The organism is Phaeobacter gallaeciensis (assembly GCF_001678945.1).
GTDB lineage: Bacteria > Pseudomonadota > Alphaproteobacteria > Rhodobacterales > Rhodobacteraceae > Phycobacter > Phycobacter gallaeciensis_A.
Map to the genome: position 1 here is coordinate 2,587,836 of NZ_CP015124.1, position 12,051 is coordinate 2,599,886.

15 protein-coding genes are annotated in these 12,051 nt (G+C 63.5%); 11 read left to right on the forward strand and 4 right to left on the reverse strand.

Translation table 11 applies throughout. From position 1 onward, the window contains the following. Positions 1-145: 145 nt before the first annotated feature. The 3 genes from JL2886_RS12300 to JL2886_RS12310 are packed head-to-tail and all read left to right on the forward strand — an operon-like array spanning position 146 to position 2,360. Positions 146-850 carry an ABC transporter permease gene (locus tag JL2886_RS12300; protein WP_065272274.1) on the forward strand — a complete coding sequence of 235 codons (705 nt, stop codon included), beginning with the start codon at positions 146-148 and terminating at the stop codon, positions 848-850. Further along, a complete protein-coding gene (locus JL2886_RS12305; protein ID WP_065272275.1) occupies positions 850-1,560 on the forward strand; it encodes an ATP-binding cassette domain-containing protein in 711 nt (236 codons plus the stop codon). The genes JL2886_RS12300 and JL2886_RS12305 overlap by 1 nt, the downstream gene beginning before the upstream one ends. After that, on the forward strand, positions 1,557-2,360 hold the full coding sequence (locus JL2886_RS12310; RefSeq protein ID WP_065272276.1) for a substrate-binding domain-containing protein: 804 nt from the start codon (positions 1,557-1,559) through the stop codon (positions 2,358-2,360). Before JL2886_RS12305 ends, JL2886_RS12310 begins: the two co-directional genes overlap by 4 nt. A gap of 313 nt (positions 2,361-2,673) precedes the next feature. On the opposite strand, the gene phnF is transcribed toward JL2886_RS12310, so the two are convergent. Continuing rightward, complete coding sequence (gene phnF, locus JL2886_RS12315; RefSeq protein ID WP_065272277.1) at positions 2,674-3,387, reverse strand: phosphonate metabolism transcriptional regulator PhnF; 714 nt, start codon at positions 3,385-3,387, stop codon at positions 2,674-2,676. A gap of 108 nt (positions 3,388-3,495) precedes the next feature. Here phnF and phnG point away from each other — a divergent pair, with 108 nt between their 5' ends. The 7 genes from phnG to phnN all read left to right on the forward strand — a co-directional run bounded on the left by phnG (position 3,496) and on the right by phnN (position 8,866). Then, entirely contained in the window at positions 3,496-3,960 is a 465-nt protein-coding gene (phnG, locus tag JL2886_RS12320) for a phosphonate C-P lyase system protein PhnG (protein WP_065272278.1), read from the forward strand. Then, a complete protein-coding gene (gene phnH / locus JL2886_RS12325) occupies positions 3,960-4,544 on the forward strand; it encodes a phosphonate C-P lyase system protein PhnH (RefSeq protein WP_065272279.1) in 585 nt (194 codons plus the stop codon). Before phnG ends, phnH begins: the two co-directional genes overlap by 1 nt. 3 nt (positions 4,545-4,547) lie before the next feature. Next, the gene (locus tag JL2886_RS12330; protein WP_065272280.1) at positions 4,548-5,648 is read left to right on the forward strand and encodes a carbon-phosphorus lyase complex subunit PhnI; all 1,101 of its coding nucleotides are present in this window, start codon (positions 4,548-4,550) and stop codon (positions 5,646-5,648) included. Between the two features lie 339 nt (positions 5,649-5,987). Next, positions 5,988-6,848: an alpha-D-ribose 1-methylphosphonate 5-phosphate C-P-lyase PhnJ gene (locus tag JL2886_RS12335; protein ID WP_065273677.1), complete on the forward strand. Its 861-nt coding sequence runs from the start codon at positions 5,988-5,990 to the stop codon at positions 6,846-6,848. Next, positions 6,845-7,615: a phosphonate C-P lyase system protein PhnK gene (phnK, locus tag JL2886_RS12340; RefSeq protein ID WP_065272281.1), complete on the forward strand. Its 771-nt coding sequence runs from the start codon at positions 6,845-6,847 to the stop codon at positions 7,613-7,615. The genes JL2886_RS12335 and phnK overlap by 4 nt, the downstream gene beginning before the upstream one ends. Before the next feature lie 10 nt (positions 7,616-7,625). Next, a complete protein-coding gene (phnL, locus tag JL2886_RS12345; protein ID WP_065272282.1) occupies positions 7,626-8,309 on the forward strand; it encodes a phosphonate C-P lyase system protein PhnL in 684 nt (227 codons plus the stop codon). Continuing rightward, complete coding sequence (gene phnN / locus JL2886_RS12350; protein ID WP_065272283.1) at positions 8,306-8,866, forward strand: phosphonate metabolism protein/1,5-bisphosphokinase (PRPP-forming) PhnN; 561 nt, start codon at positions 8,306-8,308, stop codon at positions 8,864-8,866. The genes phnL and phnN overlap by 4 nt, the downstream gene beginning before the upstream one ends. On the opposite strand, the gene JL2886_RS12355 is transcribed toward phnN, so the two are convergent. After that, positions 8,848-9,531 carry a DUF1045 domain-containing protein gene (locus tag JL2886_RS12355; RefSeq protein ID WP_065272284.1) on the reverse strand — a complete coding sequence of 228 codons (684 nt, stop codon included), beginning with the start codon at positions 9,529-9,531 and terminating at the stop codon, positions 8,848-8,850. The genes phnN and JL2886_RS12355 overlap by 19 nt on opposite strands. 52 nt (positions 9,532-9,583) lie before the next feature. Here JL2886_RS12355 and JL2886_RS12360 point away from each other — a divergent pair, with 52 nt between their 5' ends. Further along, positions 9,584-10,726 carry an alpha-D-ribose 1-methylphosphonate 5-triphosphate diphosphatase gene (locus tag JL2886_RS12360; RefSeq protein WP_065272285.1) on the forward strand — a complete coding sequence of 381 codons (1,143 nt, stop codon included), beginning with the start codon at positions 9,584-9,586 and terminating at the stop codon, positions 10,724-10,726. Positions 10,727-10,810: 84 nt separating this feature from the next. Here the strand turns inward: JL2886_RS12360 and JL2886_RS12365 are convergent, their stop codons facing one another. Both JL2886_RS12365 and JL2886_RS12370 read right to left on the reverse strand, forming a co-directional pair. Beyond that, on the reverse strand, positions 10,811-11,287 hold the full coding sequence (locus JL2886_RS12365) for a class I SAM-dependent methyltransferase (protein WP_065272286.1): 477 nt from the start codon (positions 11,285-11,287) through the stop codon (positions 10,811-10,813). Further along, on the reverse strand, positions 11,288-12,046 hold the full coding sequence (locus JL2886_RS12370; RefSeq protein ID WP_065273678.1) for a polysaccharide deacetylase family protein: 759 nt from the start codon (positions 12,044-12,046) through the stop codon (positions 11,288-11,290). Between the last annotated feature and the right edge of the window lie 5 nt (positions 12,047-12,051).

Consider the following 12,051-nt stretch of genomic DNA (forward strand, 5'->3'; position numbering starts at 1 on the left):
TCATCGATATAGTGGACAAATTGTCCTTTTTCAGGGGCGGCTGCATTTTTTTCTGTTTCGGGGTGCTTTCCTGTGTTTTGACACTGGGGAAAGCTGAGGGAAACAGGCCTGTAACCCTAAGCCATCGGGGGGAAAATCAAGCGTCATGTCTGATCTGTGGGACGGTCTGAGCCAGGCGTTCTGGCTGGTGGTGATGCTGGATCCTGATCTGGTCGAGATCACTTTGCGCTCTCTCAGGGTCACTTTGACCGCCCTTGCCATCGCCTCTGCCATCGCCTTGCCATTGGCGGCCTTGCTGGCTGTCCGCCGGTTTCGCCTGCGCCGTCCGACGATTGCGGTGCTCAATGCGCTGATGGGGCTGCCGCCGGTGGTGGTCGGCCTGATTGTCTATGTCTTCCTGTCGCGGTCCGGGCCGCTGGGGGTGCTGGGGCTGTTGTTCACGCCCTCGGCGATGGTGATCGCTCAGGTGATCATCATCGTGCCGCTGGTGGCCTCGATCGCGCATCAGTCCCTGCGCGAGCTGTGGAGCGATTACCACGATCTGCTGATTTCACTGAATACCACCCAGGGTCAGCGGATCCGGGCGTTGTTGTGGGATGGGCGGCGGGCGCTGCTGACAGCGGCGCTGGCCGGGTTTGGCCGGGCCATCGGAGAAGTCGGCGCCATCATGGTGGTCGGCGGCAATATCGACCATGCCACCCGGGTGCTGACCACCGCGATCGCGCTGGAAACCGGCAAGGGGGAATTTGCAATGGCTCTGGGCCTTGGCTTTGTGCTGATTGGCATGGCGATTGCCGTCAACCTGTCGATCCACTGGATTGGCCATACCGAACGCGGGGGACGCTGGTGATGCAGATGTTCCCGCTGACCGTGGATCAGGGCGTGGTGCGCAGGCGTGGCAAGGTGCTGGTTGGCCCGGTGGACCTGACGCTGGAAGGCGTGGGAGCGACTATCGTGGTGGGGCCGAACGGAGCCGGCAAGACCTCGTTTCTGAAAATGCTGCACGGTGTCGTACGTCTCAATGGCGGTAGCCTGACCTGGGCTTGCCCCAGGGCGGAGGCGGAAAAGCGTCAGGCCTTTGTGTTTCAGACACCGGTGATGATGCGCCGGTCCGTGGTGGAAAACATCGCCTACCCCCTGCGCCTGATCGGGGTACCACGCAAGGAGGCCCGAGCCCGTGCTGCGGACTGGGCGCGGCGGATCGATCTGGGCGATGCGCTGGAGCGGCCCGCGGTGCTGCTTTCGGGTGGTGAGCGGCAAAAGCTGGCGCTGGCCCGGGCGCTGATCCGGGATCCGGAAGTGCTGTTTCTGGACGAACCCTGCGCCTCGCTTGATGGACGGGCGACGCGGGAAATCGAAGAGATCCTGACCGAGGCGGCCCAAAGCGGCACTCGCCTGATCATGTCGACCCACAACATGGGTCAGGCGCAGCGGCTGGCGGATGAGGTGATCCTCATCATTGGCGGCCGCATTCACGAGTTCGCTCCGGCCGAAGCGTTTTTTGCCGGGCCTCAAACCCCGCAGGGGCAAGCATTCTTGAGAGGAGATATAGTAGAATGAAACATCTGGTGTTGGGCGTTGTCGCCTCGGCCGTCATGGCCACCGCATCCTTTGCCGAAGAGATGAAGATGGCGGTGACCACCTCGTTCCACAATTCCGGCCTGGCAGAGATCCTGCTGCCGGAGATCAAGAAGGATCTGGATCTGGACGTGCAGCTTCTGGTCGTTGGCACCGGTCAGGCGATCCGCCTGGGCGAAGCGGGCGATGTGGATGCGATCCTGGTGCATTCGAAAAAGGCCGAAGAGCGTTTTCTCGCTGGGGGTAACGGCACCCATCGCCGCGAGATCATGTACAATGATTTCGTCTTTATCGGACCCAAGACCGATGGCGCCGGGATTGCGGATGCGGAAACCGCAGTTGATGCCCTGCAGAAGGTTGCAGGTGCAGAGGCGCTGTTTGTCAGTCGCGGCGATGACAGTGGCACCCACAAGAAAGAGCTGAGCCTCTGGGCGGCTGCCGGTCTGGACGCCGGGAGCTTTGGCGACTGGTACCGCGCAGTGGGGGCTGGCATGGGGTCGGCGCTCAACACGGCAGCGGGGATGAATGCTTATATCATGGCCGACCGTGCCAGCTGGCTGAACTTTGGCAACAAGGGGGATCTGGCGCTATTGTTCTCGGGTGATCCGGTGCTGTTCAACCAATACGCCTATCTGCCGGTGAACCCGGAGAAACACACGCATGCCAAGAACGATCTGGCGATGAAGCTGGAAGGCTGGCTGGTGTCGGACAAGGCCAAGGCGTTGATCAACGATTACAAGATCAACGGTGAGACCCTGTTCGTGTTCAACGCCAAACAGTAAGTCTTGCGTGAGCCACGGCGCGGGGATCTCCCGCCCGTGGCGCCGCATTTGAAAATGCGTTGTCCCGGTTGGGCCAGGCGCCGCGCTTTGCGCGGCGCTTTTCCTTTGCTGAGAGGCGCCTCAGGGGCAGGTTTGCCCTGATGCGCCATATCGAGTGTCCAGTCCGCCAACTCCGCCTCAAGGGTGAACCGTGCATGCGCACGGCCGCTTGCGCGGCCCTTGACCCGGATTTGGCGAACGGCTTTTCGGCAGGTAGCGCTGGGCCCAACGGGAAAGGGCCATCGTCAGAAGTGCTTTGATGGGCGAGAGCTTTCTATTCGTCGCCGCCGACGGTCAGGGTCACCCTGTCGCCTGCAAACCAGGTGCGGCCGTATTCGATGGGGATACCCTTTGCGTCTACGTTGATGCCCGTGGTGCGCAGGATCGGGGCGCCTTCGGGGACGCGCAGGTGCAGCGCCTGTGTTGCTGTCGCCTGGCGGGCGGTGATGCGGGTCTCGCTGCGGGTATAGTCTTCGATGCCGCAGCGTTGCAGCGCGGCAGTGACGGATTGTGTCTCTTCCAGCGCCGTGAGCATCTCGGGGAACCGTTTGGCTGGAAAGATGCTTTGGAACAGGGCAATCGGCTGCCCATCTGCCAGCGACAACCCGTCGTAGACATGCACCGGATCGCCGGGGGGCAGCGCCAGCGCGGCGGCTTCGCCAGCGGAGGCTGCGCGGGTTTCGGTGGTCAGGATCTGTTTCGCCGGTGTCTGCCCGCCTTTCGAGATGTTCTGGTGAAAACGCACCCGTTTGCCAATCGGGTAATCCGTCGGTTTGGCGGCAACAAACACCCCGGCGCCGCGCCGTGCATGCACCAGACCTCCTGCGGCCATTTCCGCCAGAGCGCGGCGCACCGTGTGGCGGTTAACGCCGAACCGCGCCGCCAGCTGCGCCTCTGCTGGTAGCTTGTCGCCGGTATCATAGCGCCCCTGGGCGATATCGTCGGTCAATGTGCCTGCGATGGATTTCCAGACCGGGGTTCGGGCCATGTCATCAAACTTTCACAAGGATTGGCTTGCGCCCTTGCAGGCGAGTCACCTATGATTTGTCTAGTTGTATAGTTTATGTAGACAACCCGGCCAAGAGGCTTTGACACGATGAACACCACAATTTCCGCAGAGGATCGCACAAGAGATCGCAAGGCCTGGATGGGTCTTCTGGCCTCGGCTGACGATGCCCGGCTTGACGAGCTTTGGCGCGCCTTTGATCATGAGCCTGCCTTTGACTGGCTGCGCGCGCCTGAGGCGGGCGGCGTGATGGTCCGGGGCCGTATGGGCGGCAGCGGCGCGCCCTTCAACCTCGGTGAGATGACCGTCACCCGCTGCGCCCTGTCGCTGGCCGATGGCACGGTTGGCCACGGCTACGTGCAGGGCCGGTCCAAGGCCAAGGCCGAGATGGCCGCCAAGATCGACGCATTGATGCAGACCGATGCGGCCGAGGCGTTGCGCGCGACGGTTCTGACCCCGCTGGAGCAAGAGCGGGCGTCCGCCAAAGAGGCGCGTGCCTCAAAGGCGGCTGCGACCAAGGTCGATTTCTTCACCATGGTGCGGGGAGAGGACTGATGAACCAGATGACGGACAACACGGTCTATGCGGGTGGGTTTGCCAACCCGCCAGTCGCCTCGGCCCATGCCTTTCGTGCGGCGATGAATGCGATGGCGCGGCCCGGCACGGTGCAAAAGATCACGGGCGCTATCCCGCCCGAGGGGATTTCCCATGCGGCGGGCAGCCTGCTGCTGACGCTTTGCGATCCCGAAACCGGCGTCTTTCTGGCGCCTGATGTGGACAGCGCGGCCCTGCGTGGCTGGCTGACCTTCCATACCGGCGCGCCGATTGTCAGTGCGGAGCAGGCGGATTTTGCCCTTGGCGGCTGGGACGCCCTTGTGCCACTGGACCGCTTTCCCATCGGAACGGCGGAGTACCCGGACCGCTCGACCACCCTGATTGTCGAGGTCGCGGGATTTGATGCGCCCAATGCCACGCTCAGCGGTCCCGGTATCAAGGACACGGCGCAGATGGCCCTACCGGATCCGGTGGCCTGTGCGGGCAATGCGATGCTTTATCCGCTCGGCGTCGATTTCTTTTTCACCACTGGCTCTCAGGTGGCGGCGCTGCCGCGCTCGACCCAGATCCGTGCGGAGGCCTGAGCCATGTATGTAGCCGTAAAGGGTGGCGAGCGCGCCATCGACAATGCCCATGCCTGGCTGGCGGAGGAGCGTCGCGGCGATGCTTCGGTAGCCGAGTTGTCACTGGCGCAGATCCGCGAACAGCTGGCTCTGGCGGTGAACCGGGTGATGGCCGAAGGATCGCTGTTCGATCCCGATCTGGCGGCGCTGGCGATCAAACAGTCGCGCGGCGATCTGATCGAGGCGATATTTCTGATCCGCGCCTATCGCACCACCCTGCCGCGCTTTGGCTATACGCTGCCGGTGGACACCGGCGCTATGGCCTGCGACCGGCGGATTTCGGCGACCTTCAAGGATGCGCCGGGCGGGCAGGTGCTGGGGCCGACCTTCGACTACACGCATCGCTTGCTCGACTTCAAACTGGCCGCCGAGGGCGAGGTGCCGGAAGCCCCCGCTGCAACGCCCCGGACCGAACCGACGCCCCATATCACCGAGTTCCTGCAAGGCGAGGGCATCATCGAGCGTGAACCGAGCTCAGAGGCCCAGCCCGGAGACCTGACGCGCGAACCGATGGCCTTTCCCGCTGACCGATCGGTCAGGCTGCAATCGCTGACGCGCGGGGATGAGGGGTTCATCCTTGGCATGGCTTACTCCACCCAGCGCGGATATGCGCGCAACCACGCTTTTGTTGGTGAATTGCGCATCGGCACCGTGGCGGTGGAGATGGAGATCCCGGAGCTGGGATTTGCCATCGAGATCGGCGAGGTGGAGTTGACCGAGTGCGAGACGGTGAACCAGTTCAAAGGCTCCAAGACCGTGCCGCCGCAGTTCACCCGTGGCTATGGTCTGGTGTTCGGCCAGTCAGAGCGAAAATCCATCGCCATGGCGCTGGTGGATCGCGCGCTGCGCTGGAAGGAGTTGGGCGAGGACAATCTGGGCGCTGCCGCGCAGGACGAGGAATTCGTGCTGAGCCATAGCGACAATATCCAGGCGACCGGGTTCCTCGAACATATCAAGCTGCCCCATTACGTCGATTTCCAGTCCGAACTGGAACTGGTGCGCAAGCTGCGCCGTGAAGCCGCCGAGGCGGTGGAGCAGATGGCTGCACGGGAGGCGGCGGAATGAGCGCCGTGCAACACAGGACCGAATTGAAGGAGATTGTACCGGGGAAATTGCTTGCAAGGCGCGGCGATTCAATCCCCACCGCCTCCGTCCCCTCCATCTCCGCCTCCACCGTCCGAGTGCCACTCACCTCCGGGGGAATCCGGGTGAGTGTCCGATCGACATTCCCGGCCTTTATGGTCAATCCAGACCCAGGTTCCACCGTCATCTTGGCGAAGTGTTTTTCTTCTTCGGGAGGATCGTCGGAAATCCCAGATGCTGTACGCCACACTGAGGGTCAGCACTGTTGCCAAGAAGATGACCGCGCCCATTTTGAAACCTCGTCAGGAAATGGAGAAAACCATGTCTGACTATAACTTTGCATACCTCGACGAGCAGACCAAGCGGATGATCCGCCGGGCGATCCTCAAAGGTCTTGCCGTGCCGGGCTATCAGGTGCCCTTTGCCAGCCGCGAAATGCCCATGCCCTATGGCTGGGGCACCGGCGGCGTGCAGGTCTCGGCGGCGACGCTGACGCCCGAGGATACCTTCAAGGTGATCGATCAGGGCGCCGATGACACCACCAACGCGGTGTCGATCCGCAAGTTCTTTGAACGCACCGCAGGCGTCGCCACCACCGAGGAAACCGAAAAGGCGAGCGTTATCCAGACCCGCCACCGCATCCCCGAGGCGGAGCTGAGTGAGGATCAGATCCTTGTCTATCAGGTGCCGATCCCGGAGCCTTTGCGCTTTCTTGAGCCGCGCGAGACCGAGACTCGCAAGATGCACGCCCTGCAAGAATATGGTCTCATGCATGTGAAACTTTACGAGGACATCAGCCAGCACGGCGCTATCGCGACCTCCTATGCATATCCGGTGAAGGTGTCGGATCGCTACGTGATGGACCCCTCGCCGATCCCGAAATTCGACAACCCCAAGATGGAGATGGCGGCGATCCAGCTGTTCGGTGCAGGCCGCGAGCAGCGCATCTACGCGGTGCCACCCTACACAAAGGTCGTGAGCCTCGATTTCGAGGATTATCCTTTCGAGGCCAGCAAGGCCGATCATCCCTGCGACCTTTGTGCGGCAGAGGACAGCTATCTCGACGAGGTGATCCTCGATGATGCGGGCAACCGGATGTTTGTCTGCTCGGACACCGACTACTGCCGTTCGCGGCGCGAGGCAGGCCATGTGGGCCGCCTGGGAGAGGAGGCCGCGGCATGACCCCTTTGCTGCAAGTGAAAGACGTCGCCAAGATGTATGGAGCGCGGATCGGCTGCACGGATGTGAGCTTTGATCTTTACCCTGGTGAGGTGATGGGCATCGTCGGCGAAAGCGGCTCGGGCAAGTCCACCCTATTGAACTGCCTTGCCGGGCACCTTGCGCCGGATCGGGGAGAGGTCGTGTTTGACACCCGCGCTGACGGGCCGGTGGATACGGTCACCATGTCGGAACCCGCGCGGCGGATGCTGGGGCGTACCGACTGGGCCTTTGTCCACCAGCACGCCCGCGATGGCTTGCGCATGTCGGTCTCAGCCGGTGGCAACATCGGTGAGCGGTTGATGGCCGTTGGCGACCGTCACTATGGTGGTATCCGCGCCCGCGCCGCCGACTGGCTGGGCCGGGTGGAGATTTCCGATGCCCGCATCGACGACCGCCCCTCGGCCTTTTCCGGCGGCATGCAGCAGCGGCTCCAGATCGCCCGCAACCTGGTGACCGGGCCAAGGCTGGTGTTCATGGATGAACCTACCGGCGGCCTCGATGTCTCGGTGCAGGCGCGTCTGCTGGATCTGTTGCGGGGCCTCGTGCGCGAGATGGGGCTCAGCGCCATTATCGTCACCCACGATCTGGCGGTGGTGCGGCTTCTGGCGGACCGGCTGATGGTAATGAAGGACGGTCACGTGGTGGAAACGGGTCTCACCGATCAGGTGCTGGACGATCCGCAACATGGCTATACGCAGCTGCTGGTCTCCAGCGTGTTGCAGGCGTGAGGGTAAAGTGATGATCGAACTCCAAAACGTCAGCAAAAGCTTCACCCTGCACAATCAGGGCAGCGCGGTGATCCCGGTGATGGAGGGAGCAACGCTTTCCGTCAAACCCGGCGAATGCGTCGGGCTGGTGGGGGCCTCGGGGGCCGGGAAATCGACCCTGATGCGGCTCATTTACGGCAACTACCTCGCAGCCAGCGGCAGCATTCTGGTGGGCGGCACCGACGTGGCACAGGCCGAGCCACGCGAGATCCTTGAGTTGCGCCGCAAGACGCTGGGCTATGTCAGCCAGTTCCTGCGTGTGGTGCCGCGTGTGCCCGCGCTGGATGTGGTGGCAGAGCCACTGCTTTCGGTGGGCACCCCCATTGAAGAGGCACGCGAAAAGGCGGCGCAGCTCTTGACGGGCCTAAATATCCCGGACCGGCTCTGGAGCCTCAGCCCCACGACCTTCTCCGGCGGGGAGCAGCAGCGGGTGAATATCGCGCGCGGTTTTGCCTATGACTATCCGGCGCTTTTGCTGGATGAACCAACCGCCAGCCTTGATGCGCAGAACCGGGCCACGGTGCTGGGCCTTATCGAAGGGGCCAAGGCGCGCGGCGCGGCCATTGTCGGGATCTTCCATGACGAGGCCGCGCGCGAACAGGTCTGCGACCGCTTCGTCGATGTTTCGGGTTTTACCCCAAGGGCCGCCGCATGAGCATGGGTGCGCAAAAGGGGCCGGTGATTGCCGTTGTCGGCCCCTCAGGCGTGGGCAAGGACAGCCTGATGGAGGGGCTGCGGCAGGCCGATCCCGGCATAAAATTGATGCGCCGCGTGATCACCCGCGCGCCCGAGGCCGGGGGGGAGGATTACACCCCGGTGACCGAAGCCGCGTTTCTGGATCTGGCAGGCAAGGGCGCCTTTGCCCTCCATTGGCCTGCCCATGGGCTGCACTATGGCATCCCCAAAGAGATCGAGTCTCTGCGCGTCGGGGCTACGGCCGTTCTGGTGAACCTTTCGCGCGGGGTGCTGCTGGAGGCGCAGGACGCCTTTGACGATTTCCGCATCCTGTCCGTCACCGCCCGCCCCGAGGTGCTCGCCGCCCGTCTGGCGGCGCGCGGGCGCGAGGATGCCGCCGAGGTGCAGCGTCGGCTTGCCCGCGCGGTGAAACCGCTGCCTGCGGGGCTGGCCGAGGTGCACGAGATTGACAACAGCGGCGATCTCAGCGCGGCGGTGACCACCGCGCTGAGAGTCCTTCAGCCGGTCAGGGTGTAGCGGTGGATCAGGTGAAACTTCCCCTCAGCGTCCTCGCCCATCAGCGCCAGATCCTTGATCACGAAGGGCGCTGGCACCAGCGGCATCAGATGCGCCTGCAATGCAGCCTCAACGCCGGGCAGCTCGGGCTTGGGCAATTTGCCGGTCAGGGTGATGTGAAACCGGAACTGATCCAGCACGTAAGGGTAGCCCCAGTTCAGGAGGTTCTGCTCCTGTTCGGGGCTGAGCCCGTTCGCACGACGGCGGGCAAGCTCCGCCTCGGGCCCGGGGGCGCGAAAGGCGTCCAGTTCCGTGACACAGGCCGCCGCCAGCGCATTGAGCGCTCTTTCATCGCCCAAGGGGCGCAGCGCCAGGAACCGGCCCAGCCGCGCCAGCTGCAACCCGTCCAGCGCGACAGGCGCCTGTGTGGCGGCCAGCGTGGCGCAGGCAGCCTCCAGATCGGCCAGGGAACACCCCTCCGCCAGCCGCATCGGCGGCTTCATGGTTGCATGCAGGCCATATTTGCGCGGCGTCGCGGTGATCGCGGCAACGTCCAGCCCTTCGATCTCCGGGTGCGCCACATCGGCCCCGACCTCCATGTCCCAGCCCAGCCAGCTGGCCCCAAACTGGCTCCAATCCGCCCCATGGGGCGGCGCAAAATAGATCGCGTATCGCGTGAATGTCACTTTGGCCTCCTAAACGTGGCCTTCTCCATAGCTCGAAAGATGTGAAATCCAGATGACACAAGAGATGATCCTTGCCAATGCCACCCTTGTCCTGCCCGGCGAAACCCGCACCGGCAGCATCAAGATCACAGATGGGGAAATCACGGATATTGCCGGAGGCACCGGTGTTCCGGCGGGCGCAGTGGATTGCGGCGGCGATTTTGTCAGCCCCGGCCTGATCGAGCTGCACACCGACAATCTGGAACGTCACATCCAGCCCCGTCCCAAGGTGGACTGGCCCCATGCCGCCGCGATCATCGCTCATGATGCGGAGCTGGCGGGCACCGGGATCACCACGGTCTTTGACGCATTGCGGGTCGGTTCGATCAAGAGCAAGGAGGCGCGATATGGTCAATACGCCCGTAGTCTTGCCTCTGAACTCTTGGAGTTGCGCGGCAAGGATGCGCTGAAGATCAGCCATTTCCTGCACCTGCGGGCCGAGGTCTGTTCGGAGACACTAGTGGACGAGCTGAACGAGTTCACGGATGAGGACCGCGTCGGTCTGGTCTCGCTGATGGACCACACGCCGGGGCAGCGCCAGTTCCGCGATATCTCGAAACTCGAGGCCTATGTGAAGGGCAAGCATGGCTTCGATGATGATGCCTTCCTGCAGCATGTCGCCAACCTCAAGACCATGCGCGACACCTATGGCGACCTGCACGAGGTCGAGGCGGTAAAGGCCGCGCAGCGGTTTGGCGCGGTGCTGGCCAGCCATGACGACACCACCGAGGATCAGGTGGCGGTCTCGGCCGGTCACGGTATCCGTCTGGCCGAGTTCCCCACCACGGTGGAGGCCGCCCGTGCCTGCCATGCTCATGACATCCAGGTGATGATGGGGGCGCCGAATCTGATCCGCGGCGGCTCGCATTCGGGCAATGTGGCGGCGCAGGAGCTGGCCGAGCTGGACCTTCTGGATATCGTGTCGTCCGATTATGTGCCGGCGGCGCTCTTGCTGGCAGCGGCGCGTCTGGGAGAGATCTGGGGCGACATGGCGCGGGGGCTCGCCACCGTCACCAGCGCCCCGGCCAAGGCGGTTGGCCTTGAGGATCGCGGGCTGCTGGAGATCGGCAAACGCGCGGATCTGATCCGCTTTGCCATGCGTGCTGGTGTGCCTGCGCTGCAGGGAGTCTATTCCCGGGGCCAGCGGGTGGCCTGAAAAACAACTCAGATTCATGCATAAAGGCCCCGGCGCAAAGCGCATCGGGGCCTTTCGTTTCCTAATATGTCGTTGGGCGGCGCGTCAGGCGCGGTAGAACATGTAGCGGCCTTCGGGGATGCCTTCTGGGCCGTCCAGCTCCTCAAAACCCACCAGAGGCTGGCCCGAGACGATGATACCGCCCGGCGCCATGACGGAGGCGATGACCGGCGACATGGTGGCGGCCTCGGCGACGTCCTTTTCCTTGACGCCAAAGCCGAAATCATAGTGCGCCAGCACGATCTTGTGGCCCTCAGTCGCAAGGCGCTGCAGCATCGGCTCGGCTTCGCCTTGCAGGAAATCCTTTTCGGGCGGCACGCAGGAAGGGTGGCATTGCAGCACCCGGTCGATCACCCAGATACGGCGATCCGGCAGGATCTCGCGCAGGTGGTCATAGGTGCGTCCGTTGCCCAACCCCATGTCCAGCGCGTCGCCGGGAACATCCGTGATCTGCTCAGCGGCCCAGTTCAGCCCGTCCCGTTGCGCGGTCAGGCGGCGCAGCATCGAATCCAGTCGGCTCATTCAGGAAATCCTTTCGTCATAGGTCCAGGCCATGGCGGGCCCGGCCAGAAGACGTGCAATCAAAGTTTCGGTAAACCCCCAGATCCGGTCGTCATGCACCAGATGGTGGGTCAGGATGCCATAGGGTTCGCGGGTGTCGGCGCGGCCCTGACGGCGGTCTTTCAGCTGCGATGCGACCTGCGCGATCAGCTGCGCCTCGGGCAGCAATGACCGGCTGCCCTTCCAGTCGATCGGGTCCAGATGCGTGTTGATCTGCACCAGACCCGGCGCGGCCTTGGTCCGGGAGCGCAGGGTAAAGGTCGACAGGGCGCAATAGCCAAGACCCGCCATCCAGGGCAGGATCTCGGGCGCGATGCGGTTCCAGGGCGGCACGAACATTGGGCGCAGGCCGGATCCGAAAAAGCTCTTCAGCCGCTCCAACCCGGCTTCGGCCTCGCCCAGCATATCCTGCACCGGACGGTGGGCGCCGAACTCGGCCTTTTTCTCGCCCTCCGGGGCGTGGCTTTTATGAGCCCAGCCATGCACCACGGGGATCAGATCAGTCGTGTTCTGCATATGCGCGGCCAGTTCCGGCTGGGCGTCCCGTGGGATGATCGCCAGATGCACCGGCAGACCCAGCCGCTGCGCGGTTTCGGTCAGCTGCTGTAGTTGCGGCGTGACCTCGGTGGCGTCATCATCGCGCCACCACAGGGGGAGCTGCAATCCGGCCTGCTGCCAGGCCTCAAGCTCCTGATCCAGCGCGCTCCAATCCGGGGTGATTGCCG

What these genes read in the sequence shown, in the direction of transcription:
- JL2886_RS12305 (WP_065272275.1), top strand. Translation starts at nt 850, where the DNA reads ATGCAGATGTTCCCGCTGACCGTGGATCAGGGCGTGGTGCGCAGGCGT.
- phnK (WP_065272281.1), top strand. Translation starts at nt 6,845, where the DNA reads ATGACCCCTTTGCTGCAAGTGAAAGACGTCGCCAAGATGTATGGAGCG.
- phnL (WP_065272282.1), top strand. Translation starts at nt 7,626, where the DNA reads ATGATCGAACTCCAAAACGTCAGCAAAAGCTTCACCCTGCACAATCAG.
- JL2886_RS12360 (WP_065272285.1), top strand. Translation starts at nt 9,584, where the DNA reads ATGACACAAGAGATGATCCTTGCCAATGCCACCCTTGTCCTGCCCGGC.
- JL2886_RS12300 (WP_065272274.1), top strand. Translation starts at nt 146, where the DNA reads ATGTCTGATCTGTGGGACGGTCTGAGCCAGGCGTTCTGGCTGGTGGTG.
- JL2886_RS12335 (WP_065273677.1), top strand. Translation starts at nt 5,988, where the DNA reads ATGTCTGACTATAACTTTGCATACCTCGACGAGCAGACCAAGCGGATG.
- phnG (WP_065272278.1), top strand. Translation starts at nt 3,496, where the DNA reads ATGAACACCACAATTTCCGCAGAGGATCGCACAAGAGATCGCAAGGCC.
- phnF (WP_065272277.1), bottom strand. Translation starts at nt 3,387, where the DNA reads ATGGCCCGAACCCCGGTCTGGAAATCCATCGCAGGCACATTGACCGAC.
- JL2886_RS12330 (WP_065272280.1), top strand. Translation starts at nt 4,548, where the DNA reads ATGTATGTAGCCGTAAAGGGTGGCGAGCGCGCCATCGACAATGCCCAT.
- phnN (WP_065272283.1), top strand. Translation starts at nt 8,306, where the DNA reads ATGAGCATGGGTGCGCAAAAGGGGCCGGTGATTGCCGTTGTCGGCCCC.
- phnH (WP_065272279.1), top strand. Translation starts at nt 3,960, where the DNA reads ATGAACCAGATGACGGACAACACGGTCTATGCGGGTGGGTTTGCCAAC.
- JL2886_RS12310 (WP_065272276.1), top strand. Translation starts at nt 1,557, where the DNA reads ATGAAACATCTGGTGTTGGGCGTTGTCGCCTCGGCCGTCATGGCCACC.
- JL2886_RS12365 (WP_065272286.1), bottom strand. Translation starts at nt 11,287, where the DNA reads ATGAGCCGACTGGATTCGATGCTGCGCCGCCTGACCGCGCAACGGGAC.